Annotated in this window: 28 protein-coding genes and 1 other RNA gene; 9 read left to right on the forward strand and 20 right to left on the reverse strand. The window is 66.0% G+C overall.

Going from position 1 to position 26,205, the window contains the following annotated elements; translation table 11 throughout:
• Nucleotides 1-68 precede the first annotated feature (68 nt).
• Complete coding sequence (locus ACQR07_RS06990) at nucleotides 69-644, forward strand: hypothetical protein (protein WP_434901570.1); 576 nt, start codon at nucleotides 69-71, stop codon at nucleotides 642-644.
• An 82-nt stretch (nucleotides 645-726) separates the two neighbouring features.
• Here the strand turns inward: ACQR07_RS06990 and ilvC are convergent, their stop codons facing one another.
• From ilvC to miaA, 9 genes are all read right to left on the reverse strand, one after another.
• Nucleotides 727-1,746 (reverse strand): ketol-acid reductoisomerase, encoded by a 1,020-nt coding sequence (gene ilvC / locus ACQR07_RS06995; protein WP_434868920.1) that lies wholly within the window; start codon nucleotides 1,744-1,746, stop codon nucleotides 727-729.
• A 150-nt stretch (nucleotides 1,747-1,896) separates the two neighbouring features.
• Nucleotides 1,897-2,499 (reverse strand): LysE family translocator, encoded by a 603-nt coding sequence (locus ACQR07_RS07000; protein WP_434901571.1) that lies wholly within the window; start codon nucleotides 2,497-2,499, stop codon nucleotides 1,897-1,899.
• Between the two features lie 235 nt (nucleotides 2,500-2,734).
• Nucleotides 2,735-3,424 carry a class I SAM-dependent methyltransferase gene (locus ACQR07_RS07005; RefSeq protein ID WP_434901572.1) on the reverse strand — a complete coding sequence of 230 codons (690 nt, stop codon included), beginning with the start codon at nucleotides 3,422-3,424 and terminating at the stop codon, nucleotides 2,735-2,737.
• A 3-nt stretch (nucleotides 3,425-3,427) separates the two neighbouring features.
• The gene (gene ilvN / locus ACQR07_RS07010; RefSeq protein ID WP_434901573.1) at nucleotides 3,428-3,970 is read right to left on the reverse strand and encodes an acetolactate synthase small subunit; all 543 of its coding nucleotides are present in this window, start codon (nucleotides 3,968-3,970) and stop codon (nucleotides 3,428-3,430) included.
• Between the two features lie 175 nt (nucleotides 3,971-4,145).
• Complete coding sequence (locus ACQR07_RS07015) at nucleotides 4,146-5,129, reverse strand: threonine dehydratase (protein WP_434901574.1); 984 nt, start codon at nucleotides 5,127-5,129, stop codon at nucleotides 4,146-4,148.
• A 158-nt stretch (nucleotides 5,130-5,287) separates the two neighbouring features.
• A complete protein-coding gene (locus ACQR07_RS07020; protein WP_434901575.1) occupies nucleotides 5,288-7,057 on the reverse strand; it encodes an acetolactate synthase 3 large subunit in 1,770 nt (589 codons plus the stop codon).
• Nucleotides 7,058-7,433: 376 nt separating this feature from the next.
• A complete protein-coding gene (locus ACQR07_RS07025; RefSeq protein WP_434901576.1) occupies nucleotides 7,434-7,862 on the reverse strand; it encodes a type II toxin-antitoxin system VapC family toxin in 429 nt (142 codons plus the stop codon).
• Nucleotides 7,859-8,116 carry a FitA-like ribbon-helix-helix domain-containing protein gene (locus ACQR07_RS07030; RefSeq protein WP_434901577.1) on the reverse strand — a complete coding sequence of 86 codons (258 nt, stop codon included), beginning with the start codon at nucleotides 8,114-8,116 and terminating at the stop codon, nucleotides 7,859-7,861. Before ACQR07_RS07030 ends, ACQR07_RS07025 begins: the two co-directional genes overlap by 4 nt.
• A gap of 30 nt (nucleotides 8,117-8,146) precedes the next feature.
• Nucleotides 8,147-9,073 carry a tRNA (adenosine(37)-N6)-dimethylallyltransferase MiaA gene (gene miaA / locus ACQR07_RS07035; protein ID WP_434901578.1) on the reverse strand — a complete coding sequence of 309 codons (927 nt, stop codon included), beginning with the start codon at nucleotides 9,071-9,073 and terminating at the stop codon, nucleotides 8,147-8,149.
• Between the two features lie 3 nt (nucleotides 9,074-9,076).
• On the opposite strand from miaA, the gene serB reads away from it, so the two are divergent.
• The 6 genes from serB to arsH all read left to right on the forward strand — a co-directional run bounded on the left by serB (nucleotide 9,077) and on the right by arsH (nucleotide 14,145).
• Nucleotides 9,077-9,967 (forward strand): phosphoserine phosphatase SerB, encoded by an 891-nt coding sequence (gene serB, locus ACQR07_RS07040; protein WP_434901579.1) that lies wholly within the window; start codon nucleotides 9,077-9,079, stop codon nucleotides 9,965-9,967.
• Between the two features lie 838 nt (nucleotides 9,968-10,805).
• Nucleotides 10,806-11,075 (forward strand): hypothetical protein, encoded by a 270-nt coding sequence (locus ACQR07_RS07045; RefSeq protein WP_434901580.1) that lies wholly within the window; start codon nucleotides 10,806-10,808, stop codon nucleotides 11,073-11,075.
• Between the two features lie 268 nt (nucleotides 11,076-11,343).
• Nucleotides 11,344-11,868, forward strand: coding sequence for an ArsR/SmtB family transcription factor (locus tag ACQR07_RS07050; protein ID WP_434901581.1), 525 nt, complete (start codon nucleotides 11,344-11,346; stop codon nucleotides 11,866-11,868).
• 53 nt (nucleotides 11,869-11,921) lie between these two features.
• Nucleotides 11,922-12,920, forward strand: coding sequence for a permease (locus ACQR07_RS07055; protein ID WP_434901772.1), 999 nt, complete (start codon nucleotides 11,922-11,924; stop codon nucleotides 12,918-12,920).
• 13 nt (nucleotides 12,921-12,933) lie between these two features.
• Complete coding sequence (locus ACQR07_RS07060; protein ID WP_434868931.1) at nucleotides 12,934-13,170, forward strand: thioredoxin family protein; 237 nt, start codon at nucleotides 12,934-12,936, stop codon at nucleotides 13,168-13,170.
• 261 nt (nucleotides 13,171-13,431) lie between these two features.
• Complete coding sequence (gene arsH, locus ACQR07_RS07065; protein WP_434901582.1) at nucleotides 13,432-14,145, forward strand: arsenical resistance protein ArsH; 714 nt, start codon at nucleotides 13,432-13,434, stop codon at nucleotides 14,143-14,145.
• Nucleotides 14,146-15,088: 943 nt separating this feature from the next.
• Here the strand turns inward: arsH and ACQR07_RS07070 are convergent.
• From ACQR07_RS07070 to ACQR07_RS07120, 11 genes are all read right to left on the reverse strand, one after another.
• Nucleotides 15,089-16,594: a Do family serine endopeptidase gene (locus tag ACQR07_RS07070; RefSeq protein ID WP_434901583.1), complete on the reverse strand. Its 1,506-nt coding sequence runs from the start codon at nucleotides 16,592-16,594 to the stop codon at nucleotides 15,089-15,091.
• 226 nt (nucleotides 16,595-16,820) lie between these two features.
• Nucleotides 16,821-17,027 carry a DUF2065 domain-containing protein gene (locus tag ACQR07_RS07075; RefSeq protein WP_284420711.1) on the reverse strand — a complete coding sequence of 69 codons (207 nt, stop codon included), beginning with the start codon at nucleotides 17,025-17,027 and terminating at the stop codon, nucleotides 16,821-16,823.
• A gap of 105 nt (nucleotides 17,028-17,132) precedes the next feature.
• Nucleotides 17,133-18,074, reverse strand: a complete 942-nt coding sequence (hflC, locus tag ACQR07_RS07080) for a protease modulator HflC (protein ID WP_434901584.1) — start codon at nucleotides 18,072-18,074, stop codon at nucleotides 17,133-17,135.
• On the reverse strand, nucleotides 18,071-19,204 hold the full coding sequence (gene hflK, locus ACQR07_RS07085) for an FtsH protease activity modulator HflK (RefSeq protein WP_434901585.1): 1,134 nt from the start codon (nucleotides 19,202-19,204) through the stop codon (nucleotides 18,071-18,073). Before hflK ends, hflC begins: the two co-directional genes overlap by 4 nt.
• A gap of 244 nt (nucleotides 19,205-19,448) precedes the next feature.
• Nucleotides 19,449-19,961 carry a dihydrofolate reductase gene (locus tag ACQR07_RS07090; RefSeq protein ID WP_434901586.1) on the reverse strand — a complete coding sequence of 171 codons (513 nt, stop codon included), beginning with the start codon at nucleotides 19,959-19,961 and terminating at the stop codon, nucleotides 19,449-19,451.
• Nucleotides 19,958-20,443, reverse strand: a complete 486-nt coding sequence (locus ACQR07_RS07095; protein WP_434901587.1) for a GNAT family N-acetyltransferase — start codon at nucleotides 20,441-20,443, stop codon at nucleotides 19,958-19,960. The genes ACQR07_RS07090 and ACQR07_RS07095 overlap by 4 nt, the downstream gene beginning before the upstream one ends.
• Before the next feature lie 3 nt (nucleotides 20,444-20,446).
• Nucleotides 20,447-21,241 carry a thymidylate synthase gene (locus ACQR07_RS07100; RefSeq protein ID WP_434901588.1) on the reverse strand — a complete coding sequence of 265 codons (795 nt, stop codon included), beginning with the start codon at nucleotides 21,239-21,241 and terminating at the stop codon, nucleotides 20,447-20,449.
• Nucleotides 21,242-21,401: 160 nt separating this feature from the next.
• The gene (locus ACQR07_RS07105) at nucleotides 21,402-22,913 is read right to left on the reverse strand and encodes a tripartite tricarboxylate transporter permease (RefSeq protein WP_434901589.1); all 1,512 of its coding nucleotides are present in this window, start codon (nucleotides 22,911-22,913) and stop codon (nucleotides 21,402-21,404) included.
• A 7-nt stretch (nucleotides 22,914-22,920) separates the two neighbouring features.
• Nucleotides 22,921-23,697 (reverse strand): tripartite tricarboxylate transporter TctB family protein, encoded by a 777-nt coding sequence (locus tag ACQR07_RS07110; protein WP_434901590.1) that lies wholly within the window; start codon nucleotides 23,695-23,697, stop codon nucleotides 22,921-22,923.
• A 97-nt stretch (nucleotides 23,698-23,794) separates the two neighbouring features.
• On the reverse strand, nucleotides 23,795-24,328 hold the full coding sequence (locus ACQR07_RS07115; protein WP_434901591.1) for a chromate transporter: 534 nt from the start codon (nucleotides 24,326-24,328) through the stop codon (nucleotides 23,795-23,797).
• A complete protein-coding gene (locus ACQR07_RS07120) occupies nucleotides 24,325-24,921 on the reverse strand; it encodes a chromate transporter (RefSeq protein WP_434901592.1) in 597 nt (198 codons plus the stop codon). The genes ACQR07_RS07115 and ACQR07_RS07120 overlap by 4 nt, the downstream gene beginning before the upstream one ends.
• 95 nt (nucleotides 24,922-25,016) lie before the next feature.
• On the opposite strand from ACQR07_RS07120, the gene ssrA reads away from it, so the two are divergent.
• Both ssrA and ACQR07_RS07130 read left to right on the forward strand, forming a co-directional pair.
• Nucleotides 25,017-25,386: a transfer-messenger RNA gene (gene ssrA / locus ACQR07_RS07125) on the forward strand.
• Between the two features lie 257 nt (nucleotides 25,387-25,643).
• Nucleotides 25,644-26,186, forward strand: a complete 543-nt coding sequence (locus ACQR07_RS07130; protein ID WP_434901593.1) for an SspB family protein — start codon at nucleotides 25,644-25,646, stop codon at nucleotides 26,184-26,186.
• Nucleotides 26,187-26,205 lie beyond the last annotated feature (19 nt).

The following is a 26,205-nucleotide window of genomic DNA, read 5'->3' on the forward strand; positions in this document are numbered from 1 at the left end:
CCCCAGCCAGCGAAGCCCTGTCATCGACGTCACGAATGCACTACCATCAACCCAAGAGGAGACGACCCATGGCTCTCGATAACATGACATCATCAGCGGAGGCCCGCCTCACGCCCGTCCCGCAGCGGCATGCTGCCGTGTTCTGCTTCGCGTTGCTGGTCGTCGCCTGTGGCCTGGCGAGCTTCGCCTTTGCCTGCGCCACGCCATTTGCGGCCTTCGCCGTGATCGCCGCCGCGCTGCTGCCGCTGCGGTCGGCACTGCCGGTGATGCTCGGCGCCTGGCTGGTCAACCAGGGCATCGGCTTCGGCGCCCTGCACTACCCGGTCGATGCCACCACGCTGGCCTGGGGCGCGGTGATCGGCACGGCCGCGCTGGTTGCCACCGTCGCGGCCCGCGGCATTCTGCAGGCCCTGCGCGCAAGCCCGGCTCCAGTCGCCTTCGTCGCCGCCCTGCTCGGCGGCTACGCGGCCTACGAGCTGGTGCTGCTGGCCGCCACGCCCGCGCTCGGCGGTGGCGCGAGCTTCACGCTGCCGATCATCGCCCGCCTCGGCCTCACCAGCGCCGCCTGGCTGGTCGGCCTCGTCGCCGTCAGCGAAATCGTCCGCCTGCTGAGCCCGCTGGCCTCGCGCCGCGCGGCGTCCTGACTGGCGCTCTTTTTCGATCGATCAAACAAAAACGGCGGGCCGAGGCCCGCCGTTTCCATGTCTCGCTTGTCGTCGTAGACGCTCAGTTCTTGGTCTTGTCGACCAGCGCGCCCTTCTTGATCCAGGGCATCATGTCGCGCAGGCGGGCGCCGACTTCCTCGATCGGGTGCTGGGACAGGCGGGCGCGGGTGGCCTTGAACGAGGACTGGTTGACCTTGTTCTCGAGCATCCAGTCGCGCGCGAAGCGGCCGGACTGGATGTCGTCGAGCACGCGCTTCATCTCGGCCTTGGTCTCGGGGGTGATGATGCGCGGGCCGGTGACGTACTCGCCATACTCCGCGGTGTTGGAGATCGAATAGTTCATGTTGGCGATGCCGCCTTCATAGATCAGGTCGACGATCAGCTTCACCTCGTGGAGGCACTCGAAATAGGCCATCTCCGGGGCGTAGCCGGCCTCGGTGAGGGTCTCGTAGCCGGCCTTGATCAGCTCGACCAGGCCGCCGCACAGCACGGCCTGCTCGCCGAACAGGTCGGTCTCGCACTCTTCCTTGAAGGTGGTCTCGATGATGCCGGCGCGGCCGCCGCCGATCGCCGAGGCATAGGACAGGCCGAGGTCATGGGCGTTGCCCGAGGAATCCTTGGCGATCGCGATCAGGCAGGGCACGCCGCCGCCGCGCTGGTACTCGGAGCGGACGGTGTGGCCGGGGCCCTTCGGCGCGATCATCAGCACGTCGAGATCGGCGCGCGGGTCGAGCAGGTTGAAGTGCACGTTGAGGCCGTGCGCGAACACCAGCGCGGCGCCCTGCTTCATGTTGTCGTGCAGGTGCTCGCGGTAGATGTCGCCCTGCAGCTCGTCCGGGGTCAGCATCATCACGAGGTCGGCCCACTTGGCGGCCTCGGCGACTTCCATCACCTTGAAGCCGGCGCCTTCGGCCTTCTTGGCCGAGGCCGAGCCCTTGCGCAGCGCGATCGCAACGTCCTTGACGCCGGAATCCTTCAGGTTGAGCGCATGGGCGTGGCCCTGGCTGCCGTAGCCGACGATGACGACCTTCTTGCCCTTGATCAGGTTCAGATCGGCGTCGCGATCGTAGTAGACACGCATTGTCGTTTCCTCTTTGAGATGGCCGGAATTGGCTGAAAAGTCAGACGCTTGGGTGAGGCACGGGCGGCTGCGCCCGGACAAAATCCGGCCCGTGTCTAGAGCATTTTGGGCTCCGATGGAAACCCCGATCTCGCATGGCGCTGGCGTCCCTCATGCGTCCATGAACACGGGATAGAGCGAGGCCAGGAGCAGCACCGCCATCAGGATGTTGAAGCCGCGCACCGCACGCTCGGAGCTGAGCAGCGGCCGCAGCGCGGTGCCGAACAGCGTCCAGGTGACGGTCGAGCCGATCGCCATCACGAAGCTGATCGCGACCTGCAGTGCAACATTGGCGGGAAAGCGCGCGATCGCGGCATAGGCGGTGATGGTGCTGATCACCATCACCCAGCCCTTGGCGTTGACCCACTGAAACAGCGCCGCGCCCCAGAACGACATCGGGCCACGCGGCGTGGTGTCGTCGGGCTTGGCGGCGCCCGAGAAGGCGATCGCGACCGCCAGGTAGATCAGGTAGGCGGCGCCGAGATATTTCAGCACCTCCTGCAGCACCGGATAGGTGATGAACACGGTGGCGAGCCCGACGCCGACCGCGCCGACCATGAAAGCGAAGCCGAAGCTGACCCCCATCATGTGCGGCACCGTGCGGCGGAAGCCGTAGGTCACGCCGGACGACAGCAGCATGATGTTGTTCGGCCCGGGGGTGAACGACATCACGAAGGCGAAGGCGACGAAGGCGATGAGGAGCTGCTGGGACATCTAGTGCGCTCCCACTGCACGGGCACTCTTCACCCTCCCCTGGAGGGGGAGGGTCGATCGCGCATGAAATGCGCGATCGGGGTGGGGTGGGCCCCAGGCACAGCTCGCGCGTGGAGGCATCACCCCACCCCGTTCCACATCGCGGCTTCGCGCGATGTGGAACGACCCTCCCCCTCCAGGGGAGGGTGGCAGCGTGCTCGCCTCACCGTCTCGCGCAAACATCAACACGCTCGCTTCAGCCCTGCCCCGCCGGCTTCTGCAGCACATACGTGGCGTGCATCGGGGCGTGATAGTCCGCGGACATCGTGATGAACCCGACCTCGCTCAGCATGCGCTCCATCACCCAGGCGAAGGTCGAGTTCTCGTCGCGCATGTGGGTGATGACGCTGTCGCGGGCGAGGTCGTGGTTCTTGATGTTGAAATCGGCCCATTGCTCGACCGAGCGCTCGGCGCCGTCGGGCATGGCGACATAGACGATGTCGCGCAGGAAGAACTGCGCGCCCGGCTTCAGCGCCGCGAAGATCCGCGCCAGCGCCACCGCCTTCCAGAAGTCCGGCAGATGATGCAGCGTGAACTCGCTGGCGATCAGGTCATAGGAGTTCGGCTCGTAGGCGAACGACAACAGGCCGGCCGCATGCATCCGCACCGCAGTGCGGCGGTCGCGGGTGTAGATCCTGGTCAGCGCCAGCATCGCCGGCGAGATGTCGATGGCGTCAACGACAGCGCCCATCAGCGCGGCTTCCGTCGCCAGCACGCCGTTGCCACAGCCGATGTCGGCCACCCGCCAGCCCGGCCTGACGCCGAGCATCCTCAGCGCGGCGCGCGCGCGCTCGTCGGCATCCTCTCCCGAGCCGTAGATCGAGGCCACGGCATGATCGAGTCCGAACCGGTTGCGTTCGTTGTAGTACCAGTCGCGCGCCAGCATGGCTCACATCCCTTCCGGTCCCCGCCCGATCGCCGCAACGCCCGTCCTGGCGACTTCGACCAGGCCGAGCGGACGCATCAGATCGATAAACTGCGTGATCTTGTCGGTATTGCCTGTGATCTCGAACACAAAGCTCTCGGTGGTCGCATCGATCACGCGGGCGCGGAACGCATCCGCCAGCCTGAGCGCCTCGACCCGCGGCTCGCCGACGCCGCGCACCTTGACCATCGCCAGCTCGCGCTCGATCGCGCGTTTGGTCAAGGTCATGTCGACGACGCGATAAACCGGGATCATGCGGTCGAGCTGATGCTTGATCTGCTGGATCACCATCGGGGTACCGGTCGTCACGATGGTGATGCGCGAGAGATGCTTCTGGCTCTCGGTCTCGGAGACGGTGAGGCTCTCGATGTTGTAGCCGCGCCCCGAGAACAGGCCGATGACGCGCGCGAGCACGCCGGGCTCGTTCTGCACCAGGACGGAGAGCGTGTGGGTCTCGTTCGGATCGTGGCGGTCTTCGATGAAGTAGGCGGAGGCTGGCTGGTTCATTGGTGTCCCCTCAGAATTTCATCCGTCATGGCCGGGCTTGTCCCGGCCATCCACGTCGAGCGTCGCGCGTGCGGCTCGTGGATGCCCGGGCCTTCGCCGCGCCGAAGCGGCTTCGGCCGCGCAGGCGGGTCAAGCCCGGGCATGACGGCGGTATTTGGAGTTGGCCGGGTGCCCATCATGCAGCCCCCGCTTCGGCATGGGCGGCCGCCGGCATGACCCAGCGCCTGAACAGGTCGAGATCGATGTTGCCGCCGGTCAGCACCAGGCCGACGCGCTTGCCGGCCAGCCTTTGCTTCTCCTGCAGGGCGGCCGCGAGCGGCGCCGCGCCGGCGCCCTCGGCGAGATTGTGGGTGTCGGTCCAGAGGATGCTGATGGCCTCGGCGATCTCGGCATCGCTGACCTGCACGATGCGCGAGGCGCCCTTCAGGATGATCGCAAGCGCCTCGGCATCCGGGCTGCGCGTCGCGAGCCCGTCGGCATGGGTATCGGCGCTGTTGGTCGTCACGACGGTGCGCGCCGTGAACGACAGCGCATAGGACGGCGCGCCGGTCGATTGCACGCCGACGATCTCGGTCTTCAGTCCCAGCAGATCGCGCGCCAGGATGCAGCCGCAGATGCCCGAGCCCTGCCCGATCGAGACGTAGAGCACGTCGAGATCGGGAGCGCTGCGCAACAGCTCCAGCGCGTAGGTGGCGACGCCGCGGACGAGATCGCGATGGAACGACGGCACCATCTGCAGGCCGTCGCGCGCGGCGTGGCGGCCGGCCTCCTCGCGTGCCTCCTGGAAGTCGCTGCCATGCTCGATCAGCTCGGCACCGAACGCCGCCATGGCGCGGTTCTTCTCGACCGAGTTGCCCCTGGGGACGTAGATCGTCACCGGCAGCCCGTTGCGGCGGCCGGCGAAGGCGACGCTCTGGCCGTGATTGCCGCGCGTCGCGGTGATCAGCCCGCGGACATCCGGCTGCGTGCGCTTGAGAGCGTCGACGTAAACCAGCCCGCCACGCACCTTGAAGGCGCCGGCCGGCGTGTGGTTCTCGTGCTTGACGACGACCTCAGTCCCCAGCCGCTGCGCCAGCAGCGGCCACGCGTGCGCCGGCGTCGCCGGCACGGCGGCCGCGACGATGGCGTGAGCCTGCTCCAGCTCTGCTAATGTGAACATGGCCGCCCCCTCATACGAGCTGTCATGCCCGCGAAGGCGGGCATCCAGTACGCCGCGGCCGTCGTGGGACTCACGATGGCCGCGGCGTACTGGATCGCCCGGTCAAGCCGGGCGATGACAGTGGAATTTTGGGTTGGCGTCGTGCTCACGTTACGTCCTCACACCAGCGCCTTGCCGCCCGCGAACGCGGCAGCCGGATCGCTCGCCTCGGCCGGCAAGATCATCTCGTTGTGCGCCTTGCCCGACGGGATCATCGGGAAGCAGTTCTCCAGCGCCGCGACGCGGCAATCGAACAGCACCGGCTTCTTGACCGAGATCATCTCCTTGATCGCGCCGTCGAGATCGCCGGGCTTCGACACCTGCAGGCCGACGCCGCCATAGGCCTCGGCCAGCTTGACGAAGTCCGGCAGCGCCTCCGAGTAGGAATGCGACAGGCGGTTGCCATGCAGCAGCTGCTGCCACTGCCGCACCATGCCCATGTACTGGTTGTTCAAGATGAAGATCTTGACCGGCAGCTCGTACTGCACGGCCGTCGACATCTCCTGCATCGTCATCTGCACCGAGGCGTCGCCGCCGATGTCGATGACCAGGCTGTCGGGATGCGCGACCTGGACGCCGATCGCCGCCGGCAGGCCGTAGCCCATGGTGCCGAGACCGCCCGAGGTCATCCAGCGGTGCGGCTCGTCGAAGCCGAAGAACTGCGCCGCCCACATCTGGTGCTGGCCGACCTCGGTGGTGATGTAGGTGTCGCGGCCGCGCGTCAGCTCGAACAGCCGCTGGATGGCATATTGCGGCATGATGACGTCGCGGTTCGGCCGGTAGGCCAGCGAGTTGCGCGCGCGCCAGACGGCGATCTCCTGCCACCACGACTTGATGTCGGGCTTCTTCGCTTCCGCCTTGAACACCTGCAGGATGTCGGCGAGCACGTCACCGCAATCGCCGATGATCGGCACGTCGACGCGGATGTTCTTGTTGATCGACGACGGATCGATGTCGATGTGGATCTTCTTGGAGTTCGGCGAGAACGCGTCGGTGCGGCCGGTGATGCGGTCGTCGAAGCGCGCGCCGACGCACAGCATGACGTCGCAATCATGCATCGTCATGTTGGCTTCGTAGGTGCCGTGCATGCCCAGCATGCCGAGCCAGTTGGGACCCGACGCGGGATAGGCGCCCAGCCCCATCAGCGTGGAGGTGATCGGAAAGCCCGTGACCTCGACCAGCTCGCGCAGCAGCTTCGAGGCTTCAGGTCCCGAATTGACGACGCCGCCGCCGGAATAGATCACCGGCCGCTTGGCGCCGGCCAGCAGCGCCACGGCTTTGCGGATCTGCATCGCATCGCCCTTGACGCGCGGCGAATAGGAGATGTGGACGTCCGACTTGCGCGGCGGATGATAGGTGCCGGTGGCGAACTGCACGTCCTTCGGCACGTCGACGACGACCGGACCCGGGCGGCCCGTGGTCGCGACATAGAACGCCTCGTGCAGCACCTTGGCGAGATCGTTGACGTTGCGGACCAGCCAGTTGTGCTTGGTGCAGGGCCGGGTGATGCCGACGGTGTCGCACTCCTGGAACGCGTCGTTGCCGATCAGATGCGTCGGCACCTGGCCGGTGATGCAGACCAGCGGGATCGAGTCCATCAGCGCGTCCGCCAGCGGCGTCACCATGTTGGTGGCGCCCGGGCCCGAGGTCACCAGCACGACGCCCGGCTTGCCGGTCGAGCGCGCATAGCCTTCGGCGGCGTGGCCGGCGCCCTGCTCGTGGCGGACCAGGATGTGCTCGACCTCGCTCTGCTGGAAGATCTCGTCATAGATCGGAAGCACCGCGCCGCCGGGATAGCCGAAGATGTGCTGCACGCCGTGGTCGATGAGCGCGCGCACGATCATCGCGGCGCCGGTCATCTGGTTCGGATCGTGGCTCTTGTCGGTCATGGTGGGCTCCGGATCGCTGGGTCTCAGCGGCTTGTCGTTTTGGTCGGTCGGATGGTTTCGGGCGGTTCAGCGTGGTCGAGGTCGTTTCGGGCAATAAAAAAGGGCCCTGGAAGGCCCTGCGCACCGCTCGGATCATGGATGGCCGCTAGCCATCCCCGGCGATGCGCCTGGGTACGACTACGATAAGGAGGGCAATAAAGTTGCGCATGATGCCGAGCAAGCTTCCCAAAGGTTGCGCGAAACATAGCCATGGTTGCCTCGATGTCAAGGCAAAGCCGGCTCATCAGCGCGATTTATAGATGTTAACGCGGATTCCGCTGTTCGGCGAGCGGTAATTTGGCCGTTGCCGAGGCAAAGGGCCATCGCTCACGCCGACCTAGTTTTCCCAAGGGTTGATCAATGAAAGACCGAGCCCGGCGAAGTCGCCGACATTTCGGGTCGCGAGGTCGAGACCATAGGCGGACGCGATACCCGCGATCTGCAAATCAGCAAGCTTCGTTGGGATCTGATGGAGCGGGAGTCCGCTCGCCCTCGCCTGGGCGAGCAAACGCGCTGCGGCCTGCGCTGCGGCTGCATCGAACGCGTAGATGCGGCTTCCAAACCGCCTGACCGTCCGTACAATCGCATTCTCCAGCGCATCCTTGCGCTTACCGGGGCTAAGCATCGCGAGCCCGGCACCGAGCTCGAATATCGTGATGCTCGAGAGCGCGCTGCCGGCAAAGTTCGAGTCGAGCCAGTTGACGACATGAGCCGATGGCGCAGGCTTCAACGCCTCAGAAATGACGTTGGTATCGAGCAGGATCATTCCAGCACGGCGGGCCGGATCGGCGCAGAACGCAGTTGATCGAGCACTTCATCGAGATCGACACCCGGCCGGGAAATCGCCACCAGCCAGCTGCCGAACGGCTCAGCATCGTCAGGCGATTCTGCTTCCTCGCGCGCGAGCCTCTCCAGCGTCTCCCTGAGATCAGCCTCCAAGCTCTTGCCACGGCGTTCGGCGCGAAGCCGCAGCAGCTCCTTGGTCGCGTCGTCAACTTTGCGGATCAAGATGTCAGCCATCGGAGCCTCCATCGGTTTGATATCACGATATCAATTCTCCTTCAACGACGCCACCCACGCCTTTGCCGCCTCCGGGCTCATCCATTCGAACTCCGGCAACTGGTGGCGAAACCAGGTGAACTGGCGCTTGGCGTAGTGACGGGTATCAGCCTTGCCGATGGTGGCCGCCTCCTCCCGCGTGATCTCGCCCTTGAGGTAGCGGATCAGCGCCGGGACGCCGTGGGCCTTCATCGCCGGCAGCAGCGGGTCGAGGCCGCGGCCGGCGAGCCGTTCGACCTCTTCCAGCGCGCCGCGCTCCAGCATGATGTCGAAGCGGGCATCGATCCGCTGATAAAGCGCTTCCCGCTCCGGGGCCATGAACAGCGCTTTCGTGCTGCCCCCGGGCAGCAGCGGCGGCGTGGTCTCGGCATGCCAGTCGGCCAATGGCCGACCGGTCGCCTCGATCACCTCCAGGGCCCGGGCAATGCGGGTGCGGTCGCGCAGGTTGAGCCGCGCGCCCGCAGCCGGGTCGCGCCGCGCCAGCTCGGCATGCAGCGCCTCGACGCCGTCGCGCGCGAGCCTGCGGCGCACCGCCTCGCGAACGTCCTCCGGCACCGGCGGCACCGCTGAGAGCCCTGATGTCAACGCCTTGAAGTACAGCCCGGTGCCGCCGATGAAGATCGGCAGCCGGCCCGACCGCCTGGCATCATCGAGCACCTCAGCGGCATCCCGGACAAAATGGCCGGCCGAGTAGTTCACGGCGGCGTCGACGTGACCGTAGAGCCGGTGCGGCATGGCCGCTTCTTCCTCGACTGTCGGCCGCGCCGTCAGAACCCTGAGATCACGGTAGACCTGCATGGAATCGGTGTTGATGACGACCCCGCCCGCTTTTTGCGCAAGTTCCATGGCCAGGGCCGACTTGCCGCTGGCGGTCGGCCCTGCGATAAGCACCGCTTTATTGTTGTCTGGCAAAGTCACCTGATGTCTCTCGTCGCCACCTTCATCTGCAATCCCGCCGATCCCGCGTTGGATACCACGATCGTGGAGGCCTTCCTGGCCGTGTTGCCAGAGCCGGGCACGCCGCGCTGGCTGTTCGACGAAGTCGCCATCGACATCCCGTTCGGCGGCGACGGCGAAGTTCACAAGATCGAGGCCCGCTTGCGCGACCTGCGCGGCGACATGCCGATCGACATCGTCGTGCAGGCGGAAGCCGTCAGGCGCAAGAAGCTTTTTCTCGCCGACATGGATTCCACCATGATCGGCCAGGAATGCATCGACGAGCTCGCCGATTTCGCCGGCCTGAAGCCGCACGTGGCTGCGATCACCGAGCGGGCGATGCGCGGCGAGATCGCGTTCGAGCCGGCGCTGCGCGAACGCGTCGCCCTGCTGAAGGACCTGCCGGTCAGCGTGGTCGACGACGTCCTGGCCAAGCGCATCGCGCTGACGCCGGGCGGCCGCCATCTGGTGATGACGATGCGCGCCAACGGCGCCTATACCTGCCTGATCTCCGGCGGCTTCACGCTGTTCACCAATGCCATCGCGGCGAAGATCGGCTTCCAGGAGAACCGCGCCAACGAGCTCGTCGTCGCCGGCGGCAAGCTGACCGGTGAAGTCCGCGAGCCGATCATCGGCCGCGACGCCAAGCTCGCCACCCTGATCGAGCTGCGCGAATCATTTGATCTCGACGCCATCGACACGCTGGCGGTCGGCGACGGCGCCAACGATCTCGGCATGATCGAGGCCGCCGGCCTCGGCGTCGCCTACCACGCCAAGCCCGCCGTCTCCGCCGCCGCGTCAGCCCGCATCGACCACAGCGATCTCACCGCCCTGCTCTACGCCCAGGGCTACACGCGCGATCAGTTCGTCGACTGACAAGGCTGCCGCCAGAGTCCTGTAGGGTGGGCAAAGCAGCCGCCCGCAGGGCGGTCGCGTGCCCACCGTCCGTCCGCACGGAAGCAGGAAACCAATCAACCTCGCCGCGAGCGCGACGGCCGTGACTGCGCCCTCGCCCCTTGTGGGAGAGGGCATGGACGGCAGCGCAACGAGCTCGGTCGGGTGAGGGGTCTGTCTCAACGAGTCGCGCTCGCGGAGAGAACCCCTCACCCGACCGAGCCTGCGGATCAGCCAGCGCTGCCCTCTCCCACAAGGGGCGAGGGCAATGCATCGCGCAGCGGTGCGGAGGATCCAGGCTGGTTCGAATGCGATCATCAAAGGACAGCGGGAAGAGGGTCCGGCTCAAAGGCCAGAGCGCCACACGGTCTGCGAGCAGCGTGTTGATGGAGGGCAGCCACTCGCTCGTCATTGCGAGCGCAGCGAACGGTGAACGCTGCGATCATCCGTGACATTTTGATGAACTCTGCAAATGCTGGACGATCGCAATCGCGCCTCGTGCCTTTATCGCGACCGCAAGCGAGATTCGCTCCGAGAGGACGCGATGTCATTGGCACTCGCGATCAGCTCCGCAGGATTTTATTTCAATCCCTAGCGCTCTCGCGCAACACCATTCCAATTCATTCCGGATCGCAAATCAGATCATTCGCTCTCCACATCGAAGCAGGTCGCGCGTCACAGGATTAACCGCATCACCATCAGATGAATTGCAAAATCATGCTGCATCGCATATAAATCTGACTGCGCTAGGGAGCGTCCAAGGACACGAAAACGGTTGCACGACGATGCAATCGATCATCGTTACAGAAGGACTCTCCCGATGACCATCAAACACATCATTCCCGGCTCTCTCGTCGCGCTCGCCTTGCTGAGCGGCGCCGCCGTCGCGGCCGAGCTGCCGAACTACGAAGTCGGCGCACTGCCGGCCACCCCGCATCAGCTCTCCGTCGTGGGCGCGTCGTCCGCGCAGGAGATCGCTGCCGTCAAGACCGACAGCACCGCCTCGCCGCACCAGCTCGCCGTGCTCACCCATCATCGCCGCAGCGCGGCTCTCGTCGTTCCGACCACGGTCGGCAGCGTGCGCAACTGAGCGAGCGGCACGGCGTCCTGCCTGATAGGTGGCGCGCGCCTTGCTGAGCAAGGCCGCGCTTCCTCTCCCACCATACGTGGCCGCCGATACGACGTAGCGGGACTGCCGGACGACAATGGCATCCGGCCGCCGCGATCGACGACTTCGCCTCGTCCGCGTCCGCAATTCGTGCCGCGACTTCGTGCCACGCACATCCCACCCATCCTGCGCCGGAGCTTCTGAGCTGCGGCATTGAAGCCGACGGGCGGGCCGCAGGAATGCAGCGGCGTTGCAGCCGCCGCTGATTCGGCGCATCAGCGTCGCCTGCGACACTCATCCGGCTTCATTCCCGTCGCGCCTGCATCGTTGTCAGCTTCGCCGCGCTGCGCACGCGTCAGCCGTCGTCGGCAACTGGCGAAACCTGCCCACCGCCTGTCGCGATCCGCCATGCATTCCATACGCGGCGCTTATTATATGCGCTATTGCGCAAATACGAAATTATGAATATGTTTCCGCCATGTTCGATCCTGTCCCGTTGCTCGCGGCTCTCGCCGAGCCGACCCGTCTCGCCGCCCTGCGCATCCTTTCGGATGGTGGCGAGCACTGTGTCTGCGAGCTCACGCAGCGGCTCGGCGCCAGCCCGTCGCGCATGAGCCGGCACATGGGCGCGCTCAGGAGCGCCGGTCTCGTCATCGACCGGCGCGACGCCCAATGGGTCCGGTATCGACTGAGACCCGATCTTGCGCCGGAGCGGCGCGCCATCCTCGACGCCGTCATGGCGGCCATGATCGAACCGGACAGGAGCGCAGCATGACAGAGGACGTCCCGACCTATGCCGACGGATCGGCATCGGCTCCGATCTGGGTCATGGCCACGGCGACCGCCATCGCCATCTGGTTCGCGGTCTACTGGCAGCTGCAGCCGTTTTCGGCCTGGCTGGTGTCGGCGCTACCGGTGACGCCCGGCAGCCATCTGGACGAAGCGGCGCGCTTTTTCGTGTTCGACGCGCCCAAGGTCCTGATGCTGATGACGCTCGTCGTGTTCGGCATGGGCATGGTGCGCAGCTTCTTTTCAGCCGAGCGGACCCGTGCATTGCTCGCCGGTAGGCGCGAGGGCTTCGGCAACGCCGCAGCGGCAATCCTCGGCGTCTTCACCCCGTTCTGCTCGTGCTCGGCGGTGCCGCTGTTCGTCGGCTTCGTCTCGGCCGGCGTGCCGCTCGGCGTGACCTTCTCGTTCCTGATTGCAGCGCCGATGGTGAACGAGGTCGCGCTCGGCCTGCTGTTCGCGCTGGTCGGCTGGAAGATCGCGGCGATGTATCTCGGCTTCGGCCTGACCTTGGCAATGCTCGCCGGCTGGATCATTGGACGTCTGCACCTCGAAGCATGGCTCGAGGAATGGGTGCGCAACGTTCGCGCGAGTGCGGCCGACCTGCCAGCGAACGCGCACACCGTCGTCGATCGCATTCAGGCCGGCATCGAGGCGGTGCGCGACATCGTCGGACGGGTCTGGGTCTGGATCGTCGTCGGCATCGCCGCCGGCGCGTTCATTCACGGCTATGTCCCGAACGACCTGCTGGCCGCGATCATGGGCAAGGGCCATTGGTGGTCGGTGCCGGCGGTCGTGCTGATCGGCATTCCCATGCACGCCAACGCAGCGGGCATCATTCCGGTGGTCGAAGCGCTGCTCGACAAGGGCGCCGCGCTCGGAACCGTGCTCGCCTTCATGATGAGCGTGATCGCGCTGTCGTTCCCCGAAATGCTGATCCTGCGCAAAGTCCTGACGCTGCGGCTGATCGCCGTGTTCGCCGGCGTCGTTGCCGCCGGCATCGTCGCCGTCGGCTATCTCTTCAATGCCCTGTTCTCTTGAAAGGATTGATCCAATGAAGAACGTGAAGATTCTCGGCTCCGGCTGCAAGCGCTGCATCCAAACGGCGGACATGGTCGCGGCCGAGGCAAGCCGGCTGGGCATCCGGGTCGCGCTCGAGAAGGTCACGGACCTCGCCACGATCGCACAATACGGCATCGCCTCAACGCCAGGCATCGTTGTCGACGGCCGGGTGGTCCACACCGGTGGACTGCCAAAGCCGGAGGAGATGGCGAAATGGCTGACCGCGTGATCACATACCGAGGCCGGCGGCCGGCAGGTCGGAGCGTCCGGCGCGCCGGGAGGCGACAATGACGATGTCTGCGCGAAGGCCGGCATCGAGTTCTGATCGCGCTTGCCGCGCTCCGGTTTCGTTGCGAAATACGACGCGCAGAGCGTGATCCGGAGGAGCGCAACGGCTCTCCGAGAGGATCACGCTCCAACCGAAGGATCAGAGCATGACGCGATTGCCTGGAAGCGCCCTGCTCCGGCCTTGAAGCGCGAGGATGCCGCATTGCCTGATCGCCTGCCGCAGTTGGATGAAGCCTCGTTTCAGCCGATCGATCACGCGAAGCTGCTGCAGCCCGCGCGCTCGTCCCACCCGCCGCGTATTCTGCTGCTCTACGGTTCGCTGCGGCAGCGCTCGTTCAGCCGGCTGCTCACCGAAGAGGCCGCGCGGATCCTCACCCGCCTCGGCGCGGAAGCGCGCACCTTCAATCCACGCGGACTGCCGCTGGTCGACGATGCGGAGCCCGATCATCCCAAGGTACGCGAGCTGATGGACGTCGTGACCTGGTGCGAAGGTATGGTGTGGTGCTCGCCCGAGCGGCACGGTGCGATGACCGGCGTGATGAAGACCCAGATCGACTGGATCCCGCTGTCGATTGGCGCCGTCAGGCCGACACAGGGCAAGACGCTGGCGGTGATGCAGGTCAGCGGCGGCTCGCAGTCGTTCAATGCCGTCAACCAGCTTCGCGTACTCGGGCGCTGGATGCGCCTGATCACCATCCCCAACCAGTCCTCGGTGCCAAAGGCGTTCGCGGAGTTCGACGACAGTGACCGCATGAAGCCGTCGCCCTACTACGACCGAGCCGTGGACGTCATGGAGGAGCTCGTCAAGTTCACGCTGCTGACCCGCGACCGCGCCGACTATCTGGTTGACCGCTATTCCGAGCGCAAGGAAAGCGCCGAGGAGCTCTCGAAACGGGTTAATCAGCGAGCGCTGTGAGCCGCCAGGTGCATCGACAGCGGCTCGGGGCGCCGTATCGCACGTGCGGCGAGCGACCGCTTTGATTCTGATAAAAATAAATCACTTGCTATTTTTCAGAATTCATGATTGTCTGCGCCCATCCCGCCTCACTGCAAGGGGCGTTGCGCGCGATCGTCACGACACGCGAGGCGGGGAGGCGGTGACCGCGGGAGATCGCAGCATTCTCGGCAACGAGGGTGCGGACGAACGATCGCTTGCGGACGTGAAGTCGCAGCGGCCTGACACCCCGAAGCTGGTGTCCCGCACAGTGCGCAAGCATTGTCGCGAATGGTGGCCAACAAGCCCGGCGCACCAGGGCGACTGCGTATAAGCGTGAAGACACCGCGCAGGGAATGCCGGATGACCGGCTTTGCCTGTGGTACCTGCCGCCTGCATTTTTTTCGCAGGCGGGCCATGGGTGGGGCCTTCACCCGGCATTCCCTGCGCCCTTGCACTATCAGCAAGGGACGACCTGATGACAGACCTCGGGCGCACGCGCCGCGAGGCCATAGCGCCATGTCGATCGCTGTTTGAGATGTGAAGCAGTCTCTTTCCACGCGTCGTCCCGGACAAGCCGCGACGCGCGCAGCGCGGCGTGGCGCCGATCCGGGATCCATACGCCGCGGCGGTCGTGACGGGCAAAATGCCAACGACCCGCCTGCCTCAAACCGCTCCCTGGGGGTATGGGTCCCTGCGCCGCGTGCGCAATTGCGCACACTAGGCCGGGACGACAGCTGAGTGTCCGGCTGCGTAGGGTGGGCAAAGGCGCGTAGCAGGCTGTTAGTTGTGGCTGGTGGTCTTGCGCGCCGTGCCCACCGTCCATCCGCGAGCGCGGGCGCCGATGGTGGGCACGGCGCGGGATGGATCGAGGTAAACAAACGGCAGCGCGGGCGCGCCTTTGCCCACCCTACAGCACCGTGCCCTACTGCAGGCTCAGCGCGACGAACCGCAGTTCGCCGTCGGCGTTGGAGACCAGCAGCAGCACGGACTTCTTGCCGTCTTTCTTGAGCTGATCGACGCGCTTCTTGATGTCGGCGCCTGACGTGACCGCTTCCTGGGCAACCTCGACGATGACGTCGCCGGCCGAAAGCCTCTTCTCCGCGGCGTCGGAGGCCTGGTCGACGCCGGTGACGACGACGCCCTTCACGCTCTCCTTGATCTTGTAGCGGGTGCGCAGATCCTTCGAGAGCGCGGCGAGATCGAGGCCGAGCGCCTTCTGGGTCACCGGCTTGTCGGCCGGCTCGTCCTTCTTGATCGCCGCCTGCTGGACCTTCTCGTTGTCCTCGAGCCGGCCGAGCTTGACCTTGAGCGTCTGCTCCTGGCCCTTGCGAATGACGATGATGTCGACTTCCTTGCCGACGGCGGTGTCGGCGACGATGCGCGACAGGTCCTTCGGCTCCTTGATGTCGTGACCGTCGAACTTGACGACGACGTCGCCAGGCTCGATGCCGGCCGGCTTGGCCGGGCCCTTGTCGTCGACACCGGCGACCAGCGCACCGCGCGCCGGCTTGATGTTCAGGCTCTCGGCGATCTCGTCGGTGACGCCCTGGATGCGGACGCCGAGCCAGCCGCGGCGCAGCTCGCCGAACTGGCGCAGCTGGTCGACCACACCGGCGACGGTCTTCGAGGGCACGGCGAAGCCGATACCGATCGAGCCGCCGGACGGCGAGATGATCAGCGTGTTGACGCCGATGACCTCGCCTTCGAGGTTGAACAGCGGACCGCCGGAGTTGCCGCGGTTGATGGCGGCGTCGGTCTGGATGTAGCTGTCATAGGGGCCCGACGAGATGTCGCGGTTCTTGGCCGAGACGATGCCCGCGGTGACGGTACCGCCCAGGCTGAACGGGTTGCCGATCGCGACCACCCAGTCGCCGAGCCGGAGCTTGTCGGAGTCGCCGAACTTGACCACCGTGAGCTGCCGCGTCGGCTTGAACTTGAGCACCGCGAGGTCGGTCTTCTTGTCGACGCCGACCAGCTCGGCCTTGATCTTGGTACCGTCGTTCATGATCACGTTGATCTCGTCGGCATCGGCGATGACGTGGTTGTTGGTGACCACGATGCCGCTGTCGTCGACGATGAAGCCGGAGCCGAGCGAGTTGGTGCGGCGAGGCGAATTGTCGGCGCCGCCCCGGCCGCCCGGACCGCCGCGGCGGTTCTTGAAGAAGTCGTCGAAGAACTCCTCGAACGGCGAGCCCGGCGGCACCTGCGGATTGGCGTTGCGGCCCTCGCCTCCCCCGCCGCCCTTGGCCTCGACGGTCTGCGAGGTCGAGATGTTGACGACCGCGTCGATCACCTTCTCGGCGACGTCGGCGATCCCCTCGGGCCCCCGCGCCGAGGCCGGCACCGGCGCGAACGCCCAGCCGGCGGCAAGCACGGCCGCGGTCAGGACCGGACGCAGGCGACGGCTGAAAGCAAGGGTTGCGGTCATCGGGCGGATCTCCAGAAAATTCGGCAAATTCAACCGTTACAGTGCGCCGGAACCGGGCGCAGACGCAAGCGCGCCGGACCGGACGCGGGATTCATCATTGAAGGCGACCTAATACGGCAAAATGGCGCAGCCATCGCCTCACAATGGCGTTGGCCGGGCAGCGCAAGGCAATCGCCAGGATCGACCAGGGTTCCTGCTGCGAGGCTCGCGCCGGGGTACCCTCGAATCAGATCGGGCGCCGGATCACCCAGATCAGCACCAGACCAGCCACCGCCGAGCCGATGCCGACGGCGCGCAGCACGTTGTCAGGGGTGGTCATGGCCGTCTTCATGGCACGGCGCATCCAATCCGGACTGGCCGCGAACATCAGGCCTTCGAGCACGAACAGGATACCTAATCCGATGAGGAAATCGGAAAACGCAATGGACCTCATCGGACCCGGACCTCCCGTTTGATCTTCTTGTATGCGACGGGGCGAAGCAAAAGCTTCGCCCCGTCCGTGTCAACTCCTATTCGCCGGGATCGACGCCCGACGATGTCAGGGTTTCGGGGCCTGTGCCGCCGCCGAGGTCGTGCTCGCCGCCGAGGGCGTCTCCGAGCCCCCGCCGACCTTCCCCGAAGGGTTGGCGAAGTAGCGGAAGAACTCCGAGTCAGGCCGCAGCAGGAAGCGGGTGTCGCCGGACTTCAGGCCGTTCTCATACGCCGTCATCGAGCGGTAGAAGGCGAAGAAATCGCGGTCCTTGCCGTAGGCCTCGGCGAATAGCCGGTTGCGCTCGGCGTCGCCGGCACCGCGGGTCTGCTCGGCCTGCGAGTTGGCCTCGGCGACGATCACGGTCGCCTCACGGTCGGCCTTGGACTTGATCTCCTGCGCCTTCTGGCCGCCGAGCGCCCGGAACTCGGCCGCCTCGCGCTGCCGCTCGCTATTCATGCGGTCGTAGACCGCCTGGCTGTTGGCCTCCGGCAGGTCGGCACGACGGATGCGGACGTCGACCACCTGAATGCCGTAGGCGTCGGCTTCCTTGTCGAGCTGGTCGCGGATCTTGCGCATCAAGGTCTCGCGCTCGTCGCGCACCACCTGGGTGAACGTGACCTCGCCGAGCACGCGACGCAGCGCGGCGTTGAGCAGCGTGCCAAGCTGGACGTTGGCATTCTGGATCGTGCCGGCGCGCTGGTAGAACTGCAGCGCGTTCTTGATCCGGTAGCGGGCGAAGGCGTCGACCACCAGCCGCTTCTGATCGAAGGCGATGACCTCCTGCGAGGGGTTCTCGAGGTCGAGGATGCGCTTGTCGATCGAGATCACGTTGTCGAAGATTGACAGCTTAACGTTGAGTCCGGGCTCGGTAATCACGTCGACCGGCTTGCCGAACCGCACGACGAGCGCCTGCTCGGTCTGCGCCACGGTAAACAGCGAGCTGTACAAGATGATGCAGAGCACCAGACCGGTGACCAGCGCGACGATGCCTGTGACGGGCGATCTCATCGGACGCCTCCCTGCTGCGTGGTGCTCGGGGCAGCCTGGCGGCGCGGCGCCAGATCGCCGAGCGGCAGCAGCGGCACGGGACCGCCGCCAGGGCCGCTATCGAGCACGAGCTTCTCGGAGCCGGAGAGCACGCGCTCCATCGTCTCGAGATAGATACGTTCACGGGTCACGTCGGGCGCCTTCTTGTACTCTTCATAGACCTTCAGGAAGCGCGCGCTCTGGCCCTTGGCCTCGGCGATCGCCTGCTCCTTGTAGCCTTCGGCGACCTGCAAGACCTGCGCGGCGCGGCCGCGTGCGTCGGGGACCACCTTGTTGGCGTAGGTCTGGGCCTCGTTCTGCGCCTTTTCCAGGTCGGCTCGCGCCGCCTGGACGTCACGGAACGCCGCGATCACCTGCGCTGGAGGGTCGACCTTCTGCATCTGCACATTGTCGACCTGGATGCCCGAGCCGTAGGTGTCGAGCGTCTTCTGCATCAGCTCGAGCACGCTCTGCTCGATCTGGGTGCGGGCGCCGGTCAGCACCGGCTGAATGTTGGAGCGGCCGATCACCTCGCGCATCGCGCTCTCGGCCACCGCCTTCACGGTGCCCTCGGGGTTCTGGATGTTGAACAGGAAGTCGGCGGCGCCCTTCGGCTTGATGCGCCACAACACGGTGACGTCGACGTCGACGATGTTCTCGTCGCCGGTGAGCATCAGGCTCTCCTCGGGCACGTCGCGCCCGCCGCGGCCGCGCCGGCCGGGATCGTCATTGGCCGTGAAGCCGATCGAGATCGAGTTGACGCGCAGCGCCTTGGGCAGCAGCACGGTCTCGATCGGGTAAGGCAGGTGATAGCGCAGGCCCGGCTGCTCATCGCGGACATATTTGCCGAACCGCAGCACGACGCCAAGTTCCTCGGACTGCACGCGGTAGAAGCCGGACAGCAGCCAGATGGCGATCGCGCCGACGACGATCAGCAGCACGCCGGCAGCCCCGAAGCCGCCGCCGGGAACGAACTGCTGGAGCCGGTCCTGACCGCGCCGCAGAAGATCTTCCAGGTCGGGTGGCCTTGGACCGACCGGTTGCGGTCCCGAGCCCCAGGGTCCCTTCGGACCCGGACCCCACGGGCCTCCGCCCTGATTCTTCCACGCCATCGATCGATCTCCTCCGAGAGGCTGATAGTGCACAAACGCCGGCCGCCGACGGTCGCCGGTTTATAAGGGACGGCCTCGCCCCTTACAATGTAGCGCTCCAGCTAAGCCCGAACCGGGTTTTGTCAATGTAAACAGCGGCCGAAGCGCTGGTTTGCCGCGGCCAGAACGGCTTTGGGCGGCTCGGCCATGCGACTTCATCATTAACGGATGGTCTTGACGTGGCGGCATGCCGGGCCGCAACGGCTCACCGCCTGCGGCGATAGGTGACGTAGGAATAGTCGGCCTGATCGTCCGGACCCGACGGGTGGCGCTGGCGTCCGACCTCGTCCCACTGGGCGGGGTCGATGGCCGGAAACAGGGTATCGCCGGCCGGCCGCGCATGGACCTCGGTAATCTCCAGCCGGTCGGCCAGCGGCATCGTCGCCGCGTAGATTTCGGCGCCGCCGAGGACCGCAATTTCCGCGGCTGAACGCCGCAGCGCATCGCCGCGAGCAATGGCGAGTGCCTCACTGACGGTGTGGGTCACGATCGCACCACTAGCGCGAAAGGCGGAATCGCGGGTGATGACGATGTTGGTGCGGCCGGGCAGCGGCCGGCGCGGGAACGACATGAAGGTCTTGCGCCCCATCACGATCGGCCGCCCCATCGTCATGGCCTTGAGGCGCTGCATGTCGCTCTTCTGCCGCCACGGGATGCCGCCGGCGGCCCCGATCACGCGGTTGTCGGCGATCGCGACGACGACAACGATCTCGATCATGGCGCCCTCTCCGCGAGCTGCGCCAGCGCCTCGCCGGTCACCTTGCACAGCGTCCAGTCGTCCATCAGCTCGGCGCCCAGCGATTTGTAGAAAGTGATCGACGGCGCATTCCAGTCGAGCACGGACCATTGCAGCCGAGCCCAGCCCTCGGCGACGCAGGTGCGCGCGAGATGGCCGAGCAGCGCCTGGCCGATGCCGTTGCGGCGGAACGCGGGACGCACGAACAGGTCCTCGAGATAGAGGCCGGGCCTGCCGGCAAAGGTCGAGAAATTGACGAACCAGACCGCGAAGCCGGCGACCTCGCCATTCCACTCGGCGACATCACAGAACAGCGTGGGATGATCGCAGAACAGCGCCGCGGCGATGTCGGCCTCGCTGGCCGTCACCTCGTGCGCGAGCCTCTCGTACTCGGCAAGCTCGTTGATCAGCGCAAACACGACGCCGATGTCGGACGGGCTCGCGCGGCGGATGGACAACGACATGCGCTAGACCGCGACCGCCGCCTTGATGTGCGGATGCGGATCGTAGCCGGCGAGCGCAAAGTCCTCGTAGCGGAAGCCGAAGATGTCCTTGACGTCGGGATTGAGCGTCATGGTCGGCAGCGACCGGGGGCTGCGGGTCAATTGCAGCCGGGCCTGCTCGATGTGGTTGGAATAGAGATGGACGTCGCCAAAGGAGTGCACGAACTCGCCCGGCTTCAGCCCGGTCACCTGTGCCACCATCATCGTCAGCAGCGCGTAGGAGGCGATGTTGAAGGGCACGCCGAGGAAGACGTCGGCCGAGCGCTGGTAGAGCTGGCACGACAGCTTGCCGTTGGCGACGTAGAACTGGAACAGGCAGTGGCACGGCGGCAGCGCCATCTTCTCGACGTCGGCCGGATTCCATGCCGTCACGACCAGCCGGCGCGAATCCGGGTTGCGCCGGATCATGTCGATGACGTTGGTGATCTGGTCGATATGGCCGCCGTCGGGCGTCGGCCAGGAGCGCCATTGATAGCCATAGACGGGTCCGAGATCGCCATTGGCATCGGCCCACTCGTCCCAGATCGTCACCCCGTGGTCGTGCAGGTACTTGATGTTGGTGTCGCCGTTCAGGAACCACAGCAGCTCATGCACGATCGCCTTCAGCGGCAGCCGCTTGGTGGTGAGCAGCGGGAAGCCGGCGGCCAGATTGAAGCGCATCTGGTGGCCGAACACCGACAGCGTGCCAGTGCCGGTCCGGTCGTGCTTCTCAGCGCCGTCGGACAGGATGCGTTCGAGCAGATCGTGATACTGGTGCATGGCCGGGAGGTACGGTTTCCTGAAGCTGCAGCTTTAGCGGACCTGCCCTGTCGCCGACAGGTCCCGCCCAGCATGCCGCCTGACCCCCGTGAAATATGCTGGGGAAAAGCCGTTCACCAGGGGCCGCAGCCCCCGGCAGACCAACGCGGGAACCGAAGCCCTACCCCTCGACGAACACCTCGTCGCGCTTGCGGCGGAGCGCGGGCAGCACGGCCAGCACCAGCAGCGCGGCGGCGATGGCCAGCAGCGTCGCCGACAGCGGGCGGGTCAGGAACACCGACCAGTCGCCGCGCGAGATCTGCAGCGTGCGGCGCAGGTTCTCCTCCATCAGCGAGCCCAGCACCATGCCGAGCAGCAGCGGGGCCGGCTCGAAATCGTGCTTGATCAGCCAGTAGCCGAACAGGCCGAACGCTCCGGCCAGGATCACATCGACGGGCGCGTTGTTGATCGAATAGATGCCGATCGCGCAGAACACGACGATCGAGGGGAACATCAGCCGGTATGGCACGCGCAGCAGCCGCACCCAGATGCCGACCAGCGGCAGGTTGATGATGATCAGCATCAGATTGCCGATCCACATCGAGGCGATCATACCCCAGACTAGGTCCGGCTGCTTCATCATCACCTGGGGCCCGGGCTGAATGCCGTGGATGGTCATGGCGCCGACCATCAGCGCCATCACGGCGTTGGGCGGAATTCCGAGCGTCAGCAGTGGAATGAAGGAGGTCTGCGCGGCGGCATTGTTGGCGCTCTCCGGCGCCGCGACGCCCTCGATGGCACCGCGGCCGAACCGCGACGGATCGCGCGCGATCTTCTTCTCGAAGGTATAGGCGGCGAAGGAGGCGATCACCGCGCCGCCGCCGGGCAGGATGCCGAGAATCGATCCGAGAATGGTGCCGCGAACGATCGCCGGGGCCGAGTCGCGGAGGTCCTTGCGCGTCGGCATCAGCCCCGTGATCTTCTGCTGCACGAGCTCGCGATCGGCTTCGGCGCCGCCGTCGAGATTGCGAATGATCTCGGCGAAGCCGAACACGCCCATCGCCACGGTGGCGAAGCCGAGCCCATCGGCGAGCTCGGGGATGTTGAAGGCCATGCGCGAGGCGCCGGTCTCGACATCAGCGCCGACCATCGACAGCAACAGGCCGAGCGCGATCATCGCCACCGCCTTGAGCACGCTGCCCTTGGCGAGCACGACCGCGAAGATGAGGCCGAGCACCATCAGGGAGAAATACTCGGCCGGCCCGAACAGCAGCGCAAGCTTGGTCAGGGGCGCGCCGAGCACCGCGATCAGCACGGTCGCGGCACAGCCGGCGATGAAGGAGCCGATCGCCGCGATCGACAGCGCCGGGCCCGCCCGCCCCTGCTTGGCCATCTGGAAGCCGTCCAGCGTGGTCACGACCGATGTCGCCTCGCCCGGAATGTTGACGAGGATGGAGGTGGTCGAGCCGCCATATTGGGCGCCGTAGTAGATGCCGGCGAGCATGATCAGGGCGCCGACCGGCGGCAGGCCGAAGGTGATGGGCAGCAGCATGGCGACGGTGGCGATGGTGCCGATGCCGGGCAGCACGCCGACCAGCGTGCCGACCAGCGCGCCGACCAGACAGAGCAGCAGATTGATCGGGCTGAGCGCGACGCCGAAGCCGTGCAACAGATTCTGAAACAGATCGAGCATGCCGGCCTCACTGCACCAGGAAACGTGGGAACAACGGCATCGGCAGACCGAGCACGTACGGGAAGAGCAGCGCACAGCCGAGCGTCAGGACGACGCCGACGATCAGCGTCTCACCCCAGCGCGTCTCCGAGGTGCCGAGCGCCGAAATCAGGAAGCTCGCCAGCGCCGCGACGATCAGCCCCAGCGGGCGGATCGCGACGGCAAACGACAGGATCGCCAGCGACACGAACAACGGCCCGCGCCAGTGATAGACCTGAAGCGATGGTCCCTCCGTTGCCAGTCCGATCACCGCGACCGCCGCGCCCATGCCCAGGAGCAGCACGCCCAGCATGCGCGGCGCCGTGCCCGGACCGAAATTGAAGCCACGCATGCCCGACAGATCGCTCGCGGCCCACAATGCAAACAGCGCAATGGCCATCAGCGCCACACCGCCGAAATAATCCTGCGGCGCGCGCGGACGCGCCAGGAAGGTGAACAGCGCGATGGCAAGGAGCGGATAGGTGTAGATCAGCGCGAGCAGGGCGTCGGATCGCAAGGTGATCTTGCCGCCGTCGCCCCATTGGCGAAGCAGCGCCGGCAGCGATTCGACCAGGGCGGCGCCATGCGCTGAAACGACCTGCAGCGGTGAGCGCGCCGACAGCGTAGCAACGAGGCTCGCGAGCGAGATGGCGAGTTCGACGAGTTGTGGCGCGAAAGCGAGCAGCAGAATGATCAATGCGCCAGTCGCGTTGCGCGCGGACGGCACGGCCGCCCCGCCCGACAACTGGCCCGTGGTTTCGGCCATGCCTCATCCTCCCCGATCGGCCTTGATGGCCGGCATTGTTCTCATTCGCCGGGTCCGGCACGCGGCCAGACCCACTCTGTTTGCCTAACGGCTTTCCCTAGAGAAGGCCAGCGAAACCCAGACAACCACCCGCGGCCAGGAGCCAGAGCGGATTAAGCCGGGTCATGGACGCAACAATGGCAGCGATGACGGTCAACGCGAACGCGGCCCAGGTCTGGTCGGAGGCCTGCCCCAGAATCCAGGCGCTCGCGGCCATCAGGCCGATCGACAGCGGCACCAGGGCGGCCTGCAGCACGACCGTCCAGCGCGCGTCTCGCGCATTCGCAAGCCAGCGGCTGACGAAATAAGACAGCACCGCCGTCGGGCCGCACATGGCGAGCGTTGCGACAGCCGCGCCCGCGACACCTGCGACGGAGTAACCGATCAGCGCCACGATCAGGACGTTGGGACCCGGCGACAATTGCGACAGCGCGAACACGTCCGCAAACTGCTTGTCGGTCATCCAATGCCGGACATCGACAGCGACCCGGTGCAGCTCGGGAATCGCGGCAACGGCGCCGCCCACGGCAAACAGCGAGATCAGGGCAAACGTCCAGAACAGCTGGGCCAGCGGATTGTCGTCCCCACTCATCGCGCCCACCGCAGTCTGGCGTAGGTGACGAGGAGGCTGATGGGCACGGCCGCCAGCAGAACCTCCTGCAGCGGCAGGCGCGCCAGCCCGATGGCGGCGAACACCGCGGCCATCACCACGAGCGCGAGCACGTCGCGCTTCTTCAGGAGTGGCGACATCATGCGGAACACGACCGAGGCAAGCAGCCCGACGGCGACACAGGATACGCCGGCCAGCGCCCGTCTCAGCGCATCGACCTGGCCGAAATGTCCGTAGAGCGCGGCCAACGCCGTCACCAGCAGCATCGGCGGCCCGAGCAGGCCGGCAAACGCCGCAATGCCGCCGGGAATGCCGCGCAGCCGCGCGCCGAACACCATGGCGAGATTGACGATGTTGGGGCCCGGCAGGAAGTGGCAGATCGCGAAGGTCTCGTTGAACTCCTCCGCCGTCATCCAGTGGTGCTCGTCGACGATCGCCCGCCTTGCGAACACCAGCACGCCGCCGAAGCCCGACAGCGACATTTTCGCAAATGCGAAGAAGAGCGTGCGAAGGCCGGGCGGGTGTTTGACGATGTTGGCGGCTGAAGCGACAGCCGGCGCAGTTTCGGAAGCCATGCCGGCACTCTAGGAGGTCGGAATCGGTGCTGCCAAGATTGAAGGAAAGGTTCCCCGGAGCAGCCCACATTTTTGTCGAGCACCGCGGCATCTCGGCCCTGTCCATCCGCCGGCGGGCGGCCTATATTGGGGGTGCCGGCTTGCCGGCTATGGAAATAAATCGCCGTCGAAATAAACCATTCGGACCCGGGGGCGGTACCCGGCGCCTCCACCAAAGCCCGTCGCAACGAGCAAGTGAGTGAGACGGGTTTTGGCGGGGGCGAAATAGGATCGACGAGGGCGTAAAGGGCGAGCTTTTTCCCGGTATTGTTCCGCCGTTATCGGGCTACTGCAATAGTTGCCAACGACAACTTTGCTCCGGTTGCTCAGGCTGCGTAACGCAGTTTGAAAGACCACCTTAAAGTCCTAACGGGTTAAGCTCCGTTAGGCGGGGTTCGGAGGCACCTGGCAACAGAAGCCTCCACTTTCATTTCATTCCTCAGCCGGCTCAGCGGGCGCCACTCTCCCCAACTTTTTGATGCCCCGTCTCGTTCATTCCTTCATTGACCCGACTTCCGTGGGCTTCTACGCGTTCCCATATCTTGCGGCGGGCCGGCTTCGCTGCTGACCTTCGCGCCAAGCCGGGGTACGATGTGCCGGACACGAGTCGGGAGCGCTGCTGCCCGTAACGGCGCAGCGATCTGACGAGGGCGGAGCGCGGCCCAGACGACACAGGACCGATCATGGCGACAGATCATATTCGATACGATGTGCTGGCGCGCGACGCGCTGCGCGGGGTTCTGCGCCGGGTGCTGACCGACGCCGCCACCCACGGCCTCCCCGGCGAGCATCATTTCTTCATCACCTTCGTCTCCAAGGCCGAGGGCGTGAAACTGTCGCAGCGGCTGCTCGCGCAATATCCCGAAGAGATGACGATCATCCTGCAGCATCAGTTCTGGGACCTGGTTGTGACCGAGGATCGTTTCGAGGTCGGCCTGTCGTTCGGTGGCATTACTGAACGCCTGGTGGTGCCGTTCCACGCCATCAAGAGCTTTTTCGATCCTTCGGTGCAGTTTGGTCTGCAATTCGAGCCGTCCGAGGCGATCGCAGAAACGCCGGCCGCACCGAAATTGCCGTCTGCTCCGGCTTCGTCAGCAGTCGCTGCGCCGCTGCCGGCTCCGGCCGCCAAGGCTGGCGACAAGCCCGGCGACGACGAGCCGGCCGCGCCGGCTCCGTCCGGAGAAGGCGCCGAGGTTGTCCGCCTCGACCGCTTCCGCAAGAAGTAGGCGCATTCGTCGCGAGCGG

Origin of the sequence: Bradyrhizobium sp. HKCCYLS20291 (assembly GCF_051167715.1) — a bacterium.
Lineage (GTDB): Bacteria > Pseudomonadota > Alphaproteobacteria > Rhizobiales > Xanthobacteraceae > Bradyrhizobium.